Origin of the sequence: Streptomyces sp. ATexAB-D23 (genome assembly GCF_000373645.1) — a bacterium.
Taxonomy (GTDB): Bacteria; Actinomycetota; Actinomycetes; order Streptomycetales; family Streptomycetaceae; genus Streptomyces; species Streptomyces castrisilvae.
Map to the genome: position 1 here is coordinate 135,194 of NZ_KB892009.1, position 15,921 is coordinate 151,114.

12 protein-coding genes are annotated in these 15,921 nt (G+C 73.3%); 8 read left to right on the forward strand and 4 right to left on the reverse strand.

Annotated elements, in window-relative coordinates:
* Positions 1–2 precede the first annotated feature (2 nt).
* The 8 genes from nusA (at position 3) to B082_RS0110955 (ending at position 11,703) form a co-directional block, all read left to right on the forward strand.
* Positions 3–1,043 (forward strand): transcription termination factor NusA, encoded by a 1,041-nt coding sequence (gene nusA / locus B082_RS0110915; protein ID WP_018551829.1) that lies wholly within the window; start codon positions 3–5, stop codon positions 1,041–1,043.
* 121 nt (positions 1,044–1,164) lie between these two features.
* Positions 1,165–1,443: a YlxR family protein gene (locus tag B082_RS0110920; protein WP_199783787.1), complete on the forward strand. Its 279-nt coding sequence runs from the start codon at positions 1,165–1,167 to the stop codon at positions 1,441–1,443.
* A 147-nt stretch (positions 1,444–1,590) separates the two neighbouring features.
* Positions 1,591–4,698 carry a translation initiation factor IF-2 gene (infB, locus tag B082_RS37870; RefSeq protein WP_078622547.1) on the forward strand — a complete coding sequence of 1,036 codons (3,108 nt, stop codon included), beginning with the start codon at positions 1,591–1,593 and terminating at the stop codon, positions 4,696–4,698.
* Between the two features lie 137 nt (positions 4,699–4,835).
* Entirely contained in the window at positions 4,836–5,132 is a 297-nt protein-coding gene (locus tag B082_RS0110935) for a DUF503 domain-containing protein (protein ID WP_018551833.1), read from the forward strand.
* A gap of 22 nt (positions 5,133–5,154) precedes the next feature.
* On the forward strand, positions 5,155–5,598 hold the full coding sequence (rbfA, locus tag B082_RS0110940; RefSeq protein WP_018551834.1) for a 30S ribosome-binding factor RbfA: 444 nt from the start codon (positions 5,155–5,157) through the stop codon (positions 5,596–5,598).
* The gene (gene truB / locus B082_RS0110945) at positions 5,595–6,494 is read left to right on the forward strand and encodes a tRNA pseudouridine(55) synthase TruB (RefSeq protein ID WP_018551835.1); all 900 of its coding nucleotides are present in this window, start codon (positions 5,595–5,597) and stop codon (positions 6,492–6,494) included. The genes rbfA and truB overlap by 4 nt, the downstream gene beginning before the upstream one ends.
* 216 nt (positions 6,495–6,710) lie before the next feature.
* Positions 6,711–10,706 carry a S1 family peptidase gene (locus B082_RS39800; RefSeq protein WP_018551836.1) on the forward strand — a complete coding sequence of 1,332 codons (3,996 nt, stop codon included), beginning with the start codon at positions 6,711–6,713 and terminating at the stop codon, positions 10,704–10,706.
* Between the two features lie 43 nt (positions 10,707–10,749).
* Positions 10,750–11,703 (forward strand): bifunctional riboflavin kinase/FAD synthetase, encoded by a 954-nt coding sequence (locus tag B082_RS0110955; RefSeq protein ID WP_078622548.1) that lies wholly within the window; start codon positions 10,750–10,752, stop codon positions 11,701–11,703.
* 59 nt (positions 11,704–11,762) lie between these two features.
* Here B082_RS0110955 and B082_RS0110960 read toward each other — a convergent pair whose 3' ends face one another.
* The 4 genes from B082_RS0110960 to B082_RS0110975 are packed head-to-tail and all read right to left on the reverse strand — an operon-like array spanning position 11,763 to position 15,824.
* Positions 11,763–12,758: an ABC transporter ATP-binding protein gene (locus tag B082_RS0110960; RefSeq protein ID WP_018551838.1), complete on the reverse strand. Its 996-nt coding sequence runs from the start codon at positions 12,756–12,758 to the stop codon at positions 11,763–11,765.
* A complete protein-coding gene (locus B082_RS0110965; protein WP_018551839.1) occupies positions 12,755–13,783 on the reverse strand; it encodes an ABC transporter ATP-binding protein in 1,029 nt (342 codons plus the stop codon). Before B082_RS0110965 ends, B082_RS0110960 begins: the two co-directional genes overlap by 4 nt.
* The gene (locus B082_RS0110970; protein WP_018551840.1) at positions 13,780–14,748 is read right to left on the reverse strand and encodes an ABC transporter permease; all 969 of its coding nucleotides are present in this window, start codon (positions 14,746–14,748) and stop codon (positions 13,780–13,782) included. Before B082_RS0110970 ends, B082_RS0110965 begins: the two co-directional genes overlap by 4 nt.
* Positions 14,745–15,824, reverse strand: coding sequence for an ABC transporter permease (locus B082_RS0110975; protein ID WP_018551841.1), 1,080 nt, complete (start codon positions 15,822–15,824; stop codon positions 14,745–14,747). Before B082_RS0110975 ends, B082_RS0110970 begins: the two co-directional genes overlap by 4 nt.
* Positions 15,825–15,921 lie beyond the last annotated feature (97 nt).

Here is a 15,921-nt window from a genome sequence, read left to right on the forward strand (position 1 = left end):
CCGTGGACATCGATGTGAAGCTTCTGAAGGGCTTGGCGCAGGACAAGGAGATCCCGTTCGACGTCCTCGTCGAAGCGATCGAGTCGGCCCTCCTCATCGCGTACCACCGCACGGACGGCAGCCACCGCAGGGCGCGCGTGGAGCTGGACGAGCGCGGCCATGTGACGGTCTGGGCCAAGGAGGACCCGGCCGATCTGGAGGAGGGGCAGGAGCCCAAGGAGTTCGACGACACCCCGTCGGGCTTCGGCCGGATCGCCGCCACCACCGCCAAGCAGGTCATCCTCCAGCGGCTGCGCGACGCCGAGGACGACCGCACGTTCGGCGAGTACGCGGGCCACGAGGGCGATGTCGTGACCGGCGTCGTCCAGCAGGGCAAGGACCCGAAGAACGTCCTGGTCGACATCGGCAAGCTGGAGGCCATCCTCCCGGTGCAGGAGCAGGTGCCGGGCGAGGAGTACACCCACGGCCTGCGGCTCCGTACCTACGTCGTGCGCGTCGCCAAGGGCGTGCGCGGCCCCTCGGTCACGCTGTCGCGGACCCACCCCAACCTGGTGAAGAAGCTCTTCGCGCTGGAGGTTCCGGAGATCGCCGACGGTTCCGTCGAGATCTGCGCGATCGCCCGCGAGGCCGGCCACCGCACCAAGATCGCCGTCCGTTCCACCCGTTCCGGGCTCAACGCCAAGGGCGCCTGCATCGGCCCGATGGGCGGACGTGTGCGCAATGTGATGGCCGAACTGCATGGCGAGAAGATCGACATCGTGGACTGGTCGGACGACCCGGCCGAGATGGTCGCCAACGCGCTGTCGCCCGCACGGGTGAGCGAGGTCGAGGTCGTTGACCTCGGCGCCCGTTCCGCCCGGGTGACCGTGCCGGACTACCAGCTCTCGCTGGCGATCGGCAAGGAGGGGCAGAACGCCCGCCTCGCCGCCCGCCTCACCGGCTGGCGCATCGACATCCGCCCGGACACCGAGACCGACGCCGAGCGCGATGTCGCCGACCGCGAGCGCGCCGAGCGGGCCCGGGAGCGCGCCGAACGGCGCTGAACCGGCGCCCGGAGGCGGTCGCGGGGAATAGATCACGTCCCCGCGCCGCTGAGATCACGACAACGTACGTTCGATTTTTGCCCCAAAGGGGTGAGGTCGGTGCGGGGAGGTAGACTTAAACGTGTCTGGCCGGACGCACGCCCGCGCTTGCCCTGAGCGAACCTGTGTGGGATGCCGGGAGCGGGCGGCCAAGAGCGAGCTGCTGCGCATCGTGGCGGACGAGGGCGCCTGCGTCCCCGATCCTCGCGGTACGCTGCCCGGCCGGGGTGCTTACGTGCATCCCGTCCCCGACTGTCTGGACCTGGCGGTTCGCCGCCGGGCATTCCCCCGGGCCTTCAAGGCCAAGGGGCCGTTCGACCCCACCGCGGTACAGCGGTTCGTCGAGCGGGTGACACCGTAAGAAATGAACGGCACGGGTCCCCGTGCGGTCAGGTACCTCGCGAGTTGGAAGTAGGTCGAGATTGCGATGAGCACTCGATGAGTACGCGATGAGTACGCCCATGAAGTAGCGACGGTCCGGCGGTAACCCGGACCTAAAAGGAGCGAAGTGGCTAAGGTCCGGGTATACGAACTCGCCAAGGAGTTCGGGGTTGAGAGCAAGGTCGTCATGGCCAAGCTCCAAGAACTCGGTGAATTCGTCCGTTCGGCGTCCTCGACGATCGAGGCGCCGGTCGTACGCAAGTTGACTGACGCACTGCAGGGGCCCGGCGGCAACGCCGGCAAGCCCGCTGCCAAGCCCGGCGCGCCCCGCAAGGCCGCGCCCGCCAAGCCCGCAGCGCCCTCCCCGGCCGCCGCGGCACGTCCCGCTGCCCCGAAGCCCGGCGCCCCGGCCCCCAAGCCGGCCGCCGCCGAGGCCCCCGCGAGCAGCGCCCCCTCCACCCCGTCGGCTCCGGCCTCCGGCCCGCGTCCGGGCCCCAAGCCCGCGCCGAAGGCCGCCCCGGTCACGCCGGTGCCCGCCGCCGAGTTCTCGGCTCCGGCGCCGGCCCAGCCGGCCGCGCCGCAGCAGCAGGCACCGCGCCCCACCGGCGGCGCCACCCCGGGTCCCCGTCCCGCCCGTCCGGCTCCGGCCGGTCAGCGCGACGGCGGCCGCGACGGTGGCCAGCGTGACGGTGGCCGCGACGGTGGCCGTGGCGGCGAGCGCCCCGCGCGCCCCGCCGGCCAGGGCGCCCCGCGCCCCGGCGGCGCCCGCCCGGCCGGTCCCCGTCCGGGTAACAACCCCTTCACCTCCGGTGGCTCGACGGGCATGTCCCGTCCGCAGGCACCCCGTCCCGGCGGCGCCCCGCGTCCCGGTGGCGGCCAGGAGCGTCCCGGCGCCCCGCGTCCGCAGGGCGGCCCCGGTGGCGCACCGCGCCCGCAGGGGCAGGGCGGTGCCCGTCCGACTCCGGGCGGCATGCCCCGTCCGCAGGCTCCTCGTCCCGGCGGTGGCCCCGGTGGCAACCGTCCGAACCCGGGCATGATGCCGCAGCGTCCCGCTGCCGGCCCGCGTCCCGGTGGTGGCCCCGGCGGTGGCCGCGGTCCCGGTGGCGGCGGTCGTCCCGGTGGCGGCGCGGGCCGTCCCGGTGGCGGTGGCTTCGCCGGCCGTCCGGCCGGTCCCGGCGGCGGTGGCGGCGGTTTCGCCGGCCGTCCCGGTGGCGGCGGTGGCGGTGCGGGCCGTCCCGGTGGTGGCGGTGGCTTCGGCGGCCGTCCCGGTTTCGGTGGCCGTCCCGGCGGTCCCGGTGGCCGTGGTGGCACGCAGGGCGCCTTCGGCCGTCCCGGCGGTCCCGCGCGTCGTGGCCGCAAGTCGAAGCGGCAGAGGCGCCAGGAGTACGAGGCCATGCAGGCCCCGTCGGTCGGCGGCGTGATGCTGCCTCGCGGCAACGGACAGTCCGTCCGCCTGTCGCGCGGTGCCTCGCTCACCGACTTCGCCGAGAAGATCAACGCCAACCCGGCGTCGCTCGTCGGCGTGATGATGAACCTCGGTGAGATGGTCACTGCCACGCAGTCCGTCTCCGACGAGACGCTGAAGCTCCTCGCGGACGAGATGAACTTCGTCCTGGAGATCGTCAGCCCGGAGGAGGAGGACCGCGAGCTTCTCGAGTCCTTCGACATCGAGTTCGGCGAGGACGAGGGCGGCGACGAGGCCATGCTGCCGCGTCCGCCGGTCGTGACCGTCATGGGTCACGTCGACCACGGTAAGACCCGGCTTCTCGACGCCATCCGCAAGACGAACGTCATCGCGGGCGAGGCCGGCGGCATCACCCAGCACATCGGTGCCTACCAGGTCTCCTCGGAGGTCAACGGCGAGGACCGCCGGATCACCTTCATCGACACCCCGGGCCACGAGGCGTTCACCGCCATGCGTGCCCGTGGTGCGAAGTCCACCGACATCGCGATCCTCGTGGTCGCGGCCAACGACGGTGTGATGCCCCAGACGATCGAGGCGCTGAACCACGCCAAGGCGGCCGACGTGCCGATCGTGGTCGCGGTCAACAAGATCGACGTCGAGGGCGCGGACCCGACCAAGGTGCGCGGTCAGCTCACCGAGTTCGGTCTGGTGGCGGAGGAGTACGGCGGCGACACGATGTTCGTCGACATCTCCGCCAAGCAGGGCCTCAACATCGAGGCTCTCCTGGAGGCCGTCGTCCTCACCGCCGACGCCTCGCTCGACCTGCGGGCCAACCCGGAGCAGGACGCGCAGGGCATCGCGATCGAGTCCCACCTCGACCGCGGCCGCGGTGCCGTCGCGACCGTTCTGGTCCAGCGAGGCACGCTGCGGGTCGGCGACACGATGGTGGTCGGCGACGCCTACGGCCGTGTCCGCGCGATGCTCGACGACAAGGGCGAGAACGTCGAGGAGGCGGGTCCCTCGACCCCCGTCCTCGTGCTGGGTCTCACCAACGTCCCGGGCGCCGGCGACAACTTCCTGGTGGTCGACGAGGACCGTACGGCCCGTCAGATCGCCGAGAAGCGTGCCGCCCGCGAGCGCAACGCCAACTTCGCCCGCAAGGGTGTCCGGTTCTCCCTGGAGAACCTGGACGAGGCGCTCAAGGCCGGTCTGGTCCAGGAACTCAACCTCATCATCAAGGGCGACGCGTCCGGTTCGGTGGAGGCTCTCGAGTCCTCGCTGCTCCAGCTCGACGTCGGCGAAGAGGTCGACATCCGGGTCCTGCACCGCGGTGTGGGTGCGGTCACCGAGTCGGACATCGACCTGGCGACCGGCTCCGACGCCATCGTGATCGGCTTCAACGTGCGCGCCGCCGGGCGTGCGCAGCAGATGGCCGACCGCGAGGGTGTGGACGTCCGGTACTACTCGGTCATCTACCAGGCGATCGAGGAGATCGAGGCGGCCCTCAAGGGCATGCTCAAGCCGGAGTACGAAGAGGTCGAGCTGGGTACGGCGGAGATCCGCGAGATCTTCCGCTCGTCCAAGCTGGGCAACATCGCCGGTGTGCTCGTCCGGTCCGGCGAGGTCAAGCGCAACACCAAGGCGCGCCTGCTGCGCGACGGCAAGGTCGTCGCGGAGAACCTCACCATCTCCGGTCTGCGCCGCTTCAAGGACGACGTCACCGAGATCCGCGAAGGCTTCGAGGGCGGTATCAACCTCGGAAACTTCAACGACATCAAGATCGACGACGTCATCGCGACGTACGAGATGCGCGAGAAGCCGCGAGGCTGACCCGTACCTCAACAGTCGGGGCCGGTCGACGGGACGTATTTCCGTCGATCGGCCCCGGCCGTTCCGTGTACGGTTCTTGTGTCCCCGCCGATGATCGGTGGGGCGCGAACCCGAACCGGCGGGACATCCGGGCATACATGTATGTGGGGACACTGTCCTTCGACCTGCTTCTCGGCGACGTACGGTCGCTGAAGGAGAAGCGCTCCCTGGTCCGTCCGATCGTCGCCGAGCTCCAGCGCAAGTACGCGGTGAGCGTGGCGGAGACGGGCGGGCAGGATCTCCATCGCAGGGCCGAGATCGGCCTGGCCGTGGTCTCCGGGGACACCCGGCACCTCACAGACGTACTCGACCGGTGCGAGCGCCTCGTCGCCGCCCGGCCGGAAGTGGAGCTGCTGTCCGTACGACGGCGGCTGCACAGCGACGAAGACGATTGAGCAAGGCGAAGGAGACGGACCAGTGGCCGACAACGCGCGGGCTAAGAAGCTGGCGGACCTCATCCAGGAGGTGGTCGCCGAGAAACTGCAGCGTGGCATCAAGGACCCGCGTCTGGGGACGCACGTGACCATCACGGACGTCCGGGTCACCGGTGACCTGCGGGAGGCCACGGTCTTCTACACGGTCTACGGCGACGACGAGGAGCGGGCGAGCGCCGCGGCCGGTCTGCAGAGCGCCAAGGGCATCCTGCGGTCCGCGGTCGGTTCGGCGGCGGGGACGAAGTTCACCCCCACGCTCACCTTCGTGGCGGACGCCCTCCCGGAGAACGCGCGCGCCATCGAGGACCTGCTCGACCGGGCACGGGCCTCGGACGCCAAGGTGCGCGAGGCGTCCTCGGGCGCCGCGTACGCAGGTGACGCGGACCCGTACCGCAAGCCGGAGGACGAGGACACCGCCTCCGAATGACACCGCAGAACAAGACGCCGGACGGCTTGGTCGTGGTCGACAAGCCGTCCGGCTTCACTTCGCACGACGTCGTCGCCAAGATGCGCGGCATCGCCCGGACCCGTCGCGTCGGCCACGCGGGCACACTGGACCCGATGGCGACCGGGGTGCTCGTGCTCGGCGTCGAGAGGGCCACCAAGCTCCTCGGCCATCTCGCGCTGACCGAGAAGGAGTACCTCGGCACGATCCGGCTCGGCCAGAACACCGTCACGGACGACGCGGAGGGCGAGATCACCTCGTCCACCGACGCCTCGGGCGTCACGCGTGAGGGCATCGACGCGGGGGTCGCCGCGCTGACCGGCGACATCATGCAGGTGCCGTCCAAGGTCAGCGCCATCAAGATCGACGGCAAGCGGTCCTACGCGCGGGTGCGCGGCGGCGAGGAGTTCGAGATCCCGGCCCGGCCGGTGACCATCTCGTCCTTCCGCGTCTACGACGTCCGCGAGGCCGTGGCCGAGGACGGCACCCCGGTGCTCGACCTGGTCGTCTCGGTCGTCTGCTCCTCCGGTACGTACATCCGGGCCATCGCCCGCGACCTCGGGGCCGGGCTCGGCGTGGGCGGTCATCTGACCGCCCTGCGGCGCACGCGCGTCGGCCCGTACGGGCTGGACGCCGCGCGCACGCTCGACCAGCACCAGGAAGAGCTGGCCGTGATGCCGGTGGCCGAGGCCGCCGCCTCGGCGTTCCCCCGCTGGGACGTGGACGAGAAGCGGGCCAGGCTGCTGCTGAACGGCGTGCGGCTGGACATGCCGTCCCACCCGGCGGGGCCGGTCGCGGTCTTCGGGCCGGACGGGCAGTTCCTGGTGCTCGTCGAGGAGCAGAAGGGCAAGGCCAAGAGCCTCGCCGTCTTCGGCTGACCGGTCACCGGCGGTTTCCCGCCGGCCGGCCGGACCCTCATCGTGGAGCGGGCAGAGCCCCCTGTACCCGCTCCACGATCCCCCACCGGTTTCTGTCCACGAAACGCCCCTGATTCACCCCAACGGGCAGGCGCTCGGAGTGAATCAGGGGGGTGACGGGGGCGCTTTCGCCGTGAGTGGTCCTCGCGCCGATCATCGTCGGCCTAACGTCGGATCATGGGATGCGGGGACCGGACGACGCTGGTACGACTGTGTGATCCGGCCGGCCGGCCGCAGGGGACCGGTTTCGTCGCGGACGACCGGGGGACGGTCGTCACCAGCCACGAGGCGGTCGACGGACTCCCGCACCTCCTGCTGCACGGCGCGGACGGCCGCAGTCGCCGGGTCGGGGCCGCCGACATCACGGCCGTGCCGGAGTGGGACCTCGCCCTTCTGCCGACCGGGGGCCCGGACGTCCTCGGCGTGCGGCCGCTGCCCATCTCCACGCGGGAACGGCTCGACCCCGGTACGTACGTGACGGTCGCCGCTCACGGCCTGCGCGAGGCGCGGATTCTGGGCCGGACGCCGGTCACGTACACCAGCCGCGGCCGTACCCACCGCATTGACCCGGCTCTGGAACTGGCCCTCGGCACGGACGGCAGCGACGCGCTCCGGCTGGGCGGTGCCGCCGTGGGCGGGCCCGTCCTCGATCCGGACAGCGGGGCCGTCATCGCCGTCCTGGGCCTCGCCCTGCGCGCCGCGCACGCCACCGCCGGATGCGCGACACCGCTGGCCGGGGCGCCCGGAGACGGACCGCTGGGAGAACTGCTGCGGCGCAACGCCACGACCGTCCCCGGCTTCGGGCCCGACCTCAACCTCGCCGGGGCGCTCCAGCTCATGGCCATGTCCGTGGCGTCGGCGGGTGGTTCCGGCGGACGCGAGCCGGTGGAGCGGCCCGACGTCCTCGCCGAGTCCGAGGCGTTCGCGGCGGCGGGCGACGAGGCCGCCGTGGTCCTGGGCCTCGTCGGAGAGCCGGGCACCGGCCGCACCACCGAACTCGCCGCCATCGCCGCGCGCCGGGCCACCGGCCCCGTCCCCGCGCCCACCCTGTGGCTGCGCGGCGCGGACCTGCTGGCCGACGACGCCTCGGTCGCGGACGCCGTCGCCCGTACGCTCCGGCAGGCCGGGCGCATCGTCAGCGCCGCGGGCGCCCCCGGCGACATGGCGAGCGCCACCCCCGAGCGGGTCGCGCGGCTGGCCACGGACACCGGCCTGCCGCTGCTCCTCCTGCTGGACGGCCCGGAGGAGATGCCGCCCGTGCTCGCCCACCGTCTCGCCGACTGGACCACGGGCACGGGCGACTGGCTCCGGGCCCACGGCGCCCGGCTCGTCATCGGCTGCCGGCCCGAGCACTGGGAGACTGCGGGAGCGCTCTGCCCGCCCGGAGCGCTGCACCGCCCCGCCAGGCCCGCCCCGCGGCTGCCCCCGGCCGTCCGCATCGCCGACTTCACCGCGGGCCAGGCCGAGCGCGTCAGGGAACGGCTCTGCCTGCCGCCCGACGCCCTCGCCGTGGGCCACGACCGCCACCCCCTGACCCTGCGGCTGCTGGCCGAGGTACGCGAGGCCCTGCCGGCGGACACGCCTGGGCGCCCCGGCACGGAGGAGGTCTTCGGCGCCCATCTGGACCTGATGTGCCTGCGCATCGCCGTCCGGATCGCCGCCGGCAGCCGTCCTCGGCCCGCCCAGGTGCGGCGACTGGCGGCACGGGTCGCGGGCCAGGTCCACGAGGCCGCCCGGCGCTGTCTGGGCCCCGGGCAGGGGGAGCTGGACCGGGCCGCGTTCGAGGAGATCTTCCCGTGGCGCACGGGCTGGGCCCCGGCGGTGCTGGCCGAGGGCCTCCTCGTCCCGGCGGGGGCCGGCTACCGCTTCGCGCACGAAGAGGTGGGGGACTGGATCCAGAGCGCCCACCTGGACCTGGAGGCGGCTCTGCGGGCGCTGGTGCACCGGTGGCATGCGGACCCGGGGGCCGGGGCGGGGGAGAGCGCCGGCCGGATTCCGCACCCTCGCGGCTCGGCTTCTGGCGCGCCTTCTGGCGCACCTCCGGGCGCACCTCCGGGCGCGTCGCAGGACGCGTCTGGCGACGCCCGCCCGGGGGGCCCGCGCAGCCTGCCCGTGCCGCGGCACCGGATCGGCCCGGTGATCCAGGCCCTGCTCCTGCTCGGACGCCGCCACGGCACGGCCGCGGTGGCCCACCGCCTGGCCGACCTGATCGAGGCACTCGACCGGCTGCCGCGGGGCGCGGCTGGTGCGTGCGCGGGTGTCGCCGCGGCGGACGCGCCTCCGGCAGCGGGCGCCGCGCGTGCGGTGGCTCCGGGCGCGGGCAGCGGGGCCGTCGCGAGGGCGCCCGCGCCGGCCCCGGGCGCCGTCGCCTCGCGCACGGCCGACCCGGCCGCCCCGGTCTCGGACGTCCCCGGGCGGCAGGAAGGGGCCCCGGGCGCCGTCGGCTCGCGCGTGGCCGACCCGGCCGCCCCGGTCTCGGACGTCCCCGCGTCGCAGGGAGCGGCCCTGGGCGCAGTCGCCCCGCAGGAGGCCGCCGCTGGCACGGCCGCCCCGCAGGCGGCGGCCCCCGGCACGGCCGCCCCGCAGGAATCCGCCCCGTTGCCCGATGCCCGTTGGTGGGCCGCGCACCTTCTCGCCGAAACCCTGCTGCGGGTGCCCGATGCCCGGCCGTATCTCGGAGTGCTGAGGCTGCTCGCCGGGCGCGTCGTGCGCAGTGCGGGGGAGGCCGCCGGGGGCGGTGCGTCCGGGGCGTATGCCGAGTTCGGACCCTGGTTCTGGCGGCGGCTGCGGCTGCCCGAGGCGGACCGGATGGATCTGTTCCGGCGGCTCGTCCCCGCCGATGGGCCGCCCGGCGCCGGCGACACCGACGGGGACGGGCGGTTCCTGGACGCCGTCGCCCGGCGGCTCGCCGCCCATCCGCGCACCCTCCAGCCGCTCCTGTGCGCCTGGTTCACCGACGAGCGCCCGCTCGTCGCCCCGCCGGACGTGGCCGTCCGGCCCACTGTCGCGGCCGCGGCGCAGGCCCTCCTGTACGCCCGCCGCGACCTCGCCGTCGACGAGTTGGCCGACGCGCTGGTATCGGCCGGGCACCCCCGGGCCGATGAGCTGCTGGCAGCCCTGGCCGAGGACGAACCCGGCGCGCTCTGCCGGGCCGTCGAGCGGTGGTCCCGGGACGAGGAGCGGCGCGGACGGCGGGCCGCCGCCGTCTCGTACTCAACGCTCCTCGCCCCGCACCTGACCCGCGAATCCGACCGCGCCCTGCTGCGCCGCGCCGCGCTCGCGCTGCTGGCCCGCCCGGCCGACAGCGAACTGCACGGGCCGGTGCTCGCCCTGCTCGTGGCCGACCCGGGGACGAGGGACCGTCACCTCCCGCAGGCCGTCCGGGCGTTCACCGCGCAGGGACCGCCGGAGGTACAGGTGCCCGCCGCCGCGCTCGCCGTCGCCCTGCCCACCCACCCGGAGACCGTGCTGACCGCGTACCGGGACCGGCTCGCCCGGCCCGGGGAGGCGGCGGGCGACGTGCTCCGCGCCCTAGCCGGGATCGAGGCGCCCGAGCTGGCACTGCACGCCGCAGGGCTCGTACGCGCCTACGTCGAGGCCCACCCGGCGGACACCACGCACACCGCCGCGTACCTCGAACGCAGGCTGGAGCACGGCCCCGCGGCCCGCGCCCTGCTGCTGCCCCTGCTCACCGGCCTGCTCCGGGACCGCGCCGCGGCGCCGCCCGTCCGGGGAGCACTGGCCGGCGTCCTCGCCTCGCCCGGCGGCCCCGCGTCCCGGTCCACCCGGGACGAGCTGCTCGAAGTGCTGCTGGACTTCGAGCAGGGCGGGGCCGGCCCGGACCCGGTGGTGCTGGAGGCCCTGCTGACGGCCGCCGCGACCGGATGCGCCGGGCGGTCACCGGCCCGCACCAGGGCCCTGGTGCACCGGACCGGGATGCTGCTCGTGCGTACCCCCGAAGGGGCCGCGCTGTTCGACCGCCGGCTGCTCGCGCTCGCCCAGGAGGTGGCCGGATTCGGCCCTCTGGTCATGGGGTGGCTGGCCGACGCCCCGCAGGAGTGGGCGGCGGTCGTCGGGCCCAGCACCCGGCGCACGGTGGAGGCTCTGGGCAGCTCGATGCCCATGCCGATGCAGGCCGCAAGGCGTGAGCATGGCAGTCTTAGACCTGCGTAAGAGACATACCCACGTACACAGGTTCGGGCGAGGAGCGGTCAGAGTGCAGCGCTGGCGTGGCTTGGAGGACATCCCCCAGGACTGGGGACGCAGCGTCGTCACCATCGGCTCCTACGACGGGGTGCACCGCGGACACCAGCTGATCATCGGCCGCGCCGTCGAGCGGGCGCGCGAGCTCGGCGTGCCGTCGGTCGTCGTGACCTTCGACCCGCATCCCAGCGAGGTCGTCCGCCCCGGCAGCCATCCGCCGCTGCTCGCCCCGCACCACAGGCGTGCGGAGCTGATGGCGGAGCTGGGCGTGGACGCGATGCTGATCCTGCCGTTCACCACCGAGTTCTCGCAGCTCGCCCCGGCCGACTTCATCGCGAAGGTGCTGGTCGACAAGCTGCACGCCTGTCTGGTCATCGAGGGACCGAACTTCCGTTTCGGCCACAAGGCCGCGGGGAACGTCGAGCTGCTGACCGAGCTGGGCGCCACCCACGACTACCGCGTCGAGGTCATCGACCTGCGGGTGCGCGGCGAGGCGGGCGGCGGAGAGCCGTTCTCCTCCACCCTCACCCGCCGCCTGGTCGCCGAGGGGGATGTGGCCGGGGCCGCCGAGATCCTGGGGCGGCCGCACCGCGTCGAGGGCATCGTCGTCCGGGGCGCCCAGCGCGGCCGCGAACTGGGCTTCCCCACCGCCAACGTGGAGACCCTGCCGCACACCGCGATCCCCGCCGACGGCGTGTACGCGGGCTGGCTGCACGCGAACGGCGAGGCGATGCCCGCCGCGATCTCGGTCGGCACCAACCCCCAGTTCGACGGCACCGAGCGCACGGTGGAGGCGTACGCGATCGACCGCGTCGGCCTCGACCTGTACGGCCTGCACGTCGCCGTGGACTTCCTCGCGTACGTACGCGGCATGCTGAAGTTCGACACGATCGACGACCTGCTCGTGGCGATGGCCGCCGACGTGAAGCGGTGCAGCGAACTGGTCGCGGCGGCCGAGCGAGGCTGAACCCCGGGTGGCGGTGCGGGTTTGTCGGCCGGTGCGGCCGGGAAACCCGCACCGCCACCTCAGGACACCGCCGCCTTCGCGGTGGCCCAGTGGCACGCCACCTGTGTCTCGCCGCCGCCCGCCAGCACCGGCAGGTCCTGCGTACGGCACGCGTCCGCGACGCCCGCCCGCTCCGCCGCACCCGAGGCCAGCACCTGGCAGCGGGCGTGGAAGCGGCAGCCGGACGGAACCCTGGACGGGTCCGGCGGCTCACCGGTCAGCACGACCGGATCGCCCTCCGCCTCCGGCAGCACGGACAGCAGGGCCTGGGTGTACGGATGGCGCGGGGCCGTCAGGATCTGCTCGACGTCACCCGTCTCCACGATGCGGCCCAGATACATCACCGCCACCCGGTCCGCGATGTTCCACGCCAGACCGAGATCATGCGTCACCACAAGGGCGGAAAGCCCCAGCTCCTCGCGCAGCCGCAGCAGCAGCGCCAGGATCTCCCCGCGCACCGAAGCGTCGAGCGAGGCGACCGGCTCGTCGGCCACGATCAGCTCCGGCTCCAGGACCAGCGCCCCCGCGATCACGACGCGCTGGCGCTGGCCGCCGGACAGCTCGTGCGGGTAGCGCAGGAAGAACCGTTCCGGAGGCCGCAGCCCGGCCCGCGACAGCGCGTCGTGCACCGCCTGCCGCTCGTCGCCCCCGTACCCGTGGATGCGCAGCCCCTCGGCCACCGCGTCGTACACGGTGTGGCGCGGGTTCAGCGAACCGCTGGGGTCCTGGAGCACCAGCTGCACCCGCTTGCGGTACGCCTTGAGCGCCCGGCTGCGGTAGTCCAGCGGCTTGCCGTCGAAGGTGACCTGCCCGGCCGTCGGCGGGACGAGACCCAGCAGCGATCGGGCCAGAGTCGTCTTGCCGCACCCCGACTCGCCGACCAGGGCGACGATCTCGCCGGGCCGGATGTCCAGGTCGACCCCGTCCACCGCACGCGCCGGTTCGGCCCCGTGCCGGCCGGGGAAGGTGATCCGGAGCCCCTGCGCGCTGAGCAGGTCCACGGGGGTGGTCGTCATGTTGTGCTCCTTGCTTCCTCGGCGCCCGGCAGGACCGGGTCCCCGGCCCCCTCCGGACCCACCAGCACACAAGCGGCCTGCCGCCCGGGGCCCGCGTCCCGCAGCTCCTGGTCCAGCGTGGCGCAGGAGTCCAGGGCCACGGCGCAGCGCGGGTGGAAGGTGCAGCCGGCCGGCAGCGCCGACGGGTCGGGCGGATCGCCGGGCAGGCCCCGGGGCGCGAACCGGGAGGCCGGGTCCCCGATGCGCGGGAAGGCGCCCGACAGGGCCTTGCTGTACGGGTGGTGCGCGTTCTCGTAGACCTCGGTCGCCGGACCCTGCTCGACGACCCGGCCCGCGTACATCACGGCGAGCCGGTCGCAGGTGTCGGACAGCACCGCGAGGTCGTGGCTGATCATGATCAGGCCGAGGTCCTGCTCGGATACCAGCTGCTCGATCAGCCGCAGGATCTGGGCCTGGATCATCACGTCGAGGGCCGTCGTCGGCTCGTCGGCGATGATCAGGCCGGGGTCGCAGGCGAGCGCCATCGCGATCATCACGCGCTGCCGCTGCCCGCCGGAGAGCTCGTGCGGGTAGGCGTCCGTCCGGGCGGCGGGCAGCCCCACCTGCTCCAGCAGTTCGCCGGCCCGTTTGCGCGCGGCGGCCTGGGTGGCCTTCTTGTGCAGCATGATCGGTTCGGCGATCTGGTCCCCGATGCGGTGCACCGCGTTCAGCGAGTGCATGGCGCCCTGGAAGACGATCGAGGCGCCGGCCCAGCGCACGGCCCTGACCTGGCCCCACTTCATCGCGAGGACGTCCTCGCCGTTCAGCAGGATCTCGCCGGTCACCTTCGTGCCGGCGGGCAGCAGCCGCAGCAGGGCCAGCGCCAGCGTGGACTTCCCGCAGCCGGACTCCCCGGCGATGCCGAGCTTGCGCCCCGCCTCGACCTCCAGGTTCACCCCGCGGACCGCCCGGGCCCCGCCGGCGTACGTCACCGTCAGGTCGCGGACTTCGAGGAGCGGCGTCTTGCGGATGCTCGTCGTGCTCAACGGGCCACCCCCAGCTTGGGATTGAGGACGGACTCGATCGCGCGGCCGCACAGCGTGAACGCCAGGGCCACCAGGGCGATGGCGATGCCGGGCGGTGCCAGGTACCACCAGTCACCGGCGCTCACCGCGCCCGCGGCACGCGCGTCCTGGAGCATGCTGCCCCAGGAGGTGATGGTCGGGTCGCCGAGCCCGAGGAAGGCCAGGGTGGCTTCCGTGAGGATCGCGCTGGAGATGACCAGCGTGGTCTGGGCGAGCACCAGCGGCATCACGTTCGGCAGGACGTGCCGGATCATGACGTGGCCGTGGCCGCCGCCGAGCGCGCGGGCGCGCTCGATGTACGGGCGGGACTCCACGGCGAGGGTCTGTGCCCGCACCAGCCGGGCGGTGGTCGGCCAGGTCGTGACGCCGATCGCGATGATGATGGTCCACAGGGAGCGGTCCATCACCGTGGCCAGCGCGATGGCGAGCACCAGGGTCGGCATCACCAGGAACCAGTCGGTGACCCGCATCAGCACGGTCGAGTACCAGCCGCGGAAGTGACCCGCGACGATCCCGACGATCGTGCCGATGGCGACGCAGAGGAACGCCGCGAGCAGCCCCACGGTGAGCGAGACGCGCGCCCCCCACACCAGCAGCGCGAGCACGCTCCGCCCGAACTGGTCGGTGCCGAGCGGGAACTCGCCGCTCGGCGACTCCAGCGCGCCGCCGGGCGCCGTGGTCACGTTCTGCGAGTCGGCGCCGACCAGCTGGGGCGCGGCCAGGGCGATCACCGCGATCAGCACCAGACAGCCCAGGCCCCACATGCCGCCCCTGTGCTTGCGGTACTCCCGCCAGAAGCGGGCCAGGGAGTGGCGCTTGCGGGCTCGGGCCAGCGCGCGGGCGCTCTTGCCCGGCTCGGTCTGCGCCGGGGGCGGAGTCGGCGTGGGCTCGGGCGCGGGCTTCGGAGTGGAATCGGTCGTCGTCATCGGCCCACCCGGGGATCGAGCAGCGGATACAGCACATCGGCAAGGGTGTTCGCCAGGATCACGGCGGTGGCGAAGACGAAGAACAGCCCCTGGACGAGCGGCAGGTCGGGGGTGCTCAGGCCCTGGTAGAAGAGCGAGCCGAGACCGGGCCAGGAGAACACGGTCTCCACCAGGATCTGCCCGGCCACCACATGGCCCAGATTGACGAACATCAGGGTGAAGGTGGGCAGCATCGCGTTGGGCACGGCGTGCTTGCGGCGCACCGTGTCGTCCCGCAGACCCTTGGCGCGGGCGGTCGTCAGGTAGTCGCTGCCCATCTCGTCCAGCAGCGAGGAACGCATCACCAGCAGTGTCTGCGCGTAGCCGACCGCGACGAGGGTGATGACGGGAAGCACCATGTGGTGCGCGACGTCCATGACGTACGCGAAGCCGCTCGCCCCGTCGCCCGCGGACATCCCGCCCGTCGGGAACATCCCGGGGATCGGGCCGACGCCCACCGAGAAGACGATGATCAGGAGCAGTCCGAGCCAGAACGACGGCACGGAGTAGAGGGTGAGCGCGAGCGCGGTGTTGAACCGGTCGCTCGCGGAGCCGTTGCGCCAGGCGGTCCGGGTCCCGAGCCAGATGCCGAGCAGGCTGTACAGGACATAGGCGGTGCCGGTGAGCAGCAGCGTGGCCGGCAGCTTCTCGACGATCTTGTCGACGACCGGTGCGTGGTACGCGAACGAGGTGCCGAAGTCGCCGGTGAGCGCGTCCTTCACATAGCTGGTGAACTGCTGCCACATCGGCTGGTCGAGACCGAACTGGTGGCGCAGCGATTCGAGCTGTTCGGCCGATACGCGCCGGCCGCCCGTCATCTGTTTGACCGGGTCGCTCGGAATGAGCCGGAAGAGGAAGAAGCTGGTGACCAGAACCGCGAACAGCGAGACGACGGCGCCCGCGATCTTGGCGGCCACGTACTTCAGATAGGCCTTGGTGTTGCGCGCCCGTGGACCGCGGGCGGCCGACGGACCGGCCGGAGCCGGGCCGTCCGCGTCCGCCTGTTTCACGAGCGCCGGAGTGCTGTCAGCTGTCATGGGAACTCTCGTTACTCGTGTCGTTCCTGGAGAAACCGGCCGGCGCGGGCCTGGTGCCGCGCCCGCGCCGGCCGGTGCCTCGCATCCCGTTCGAGAA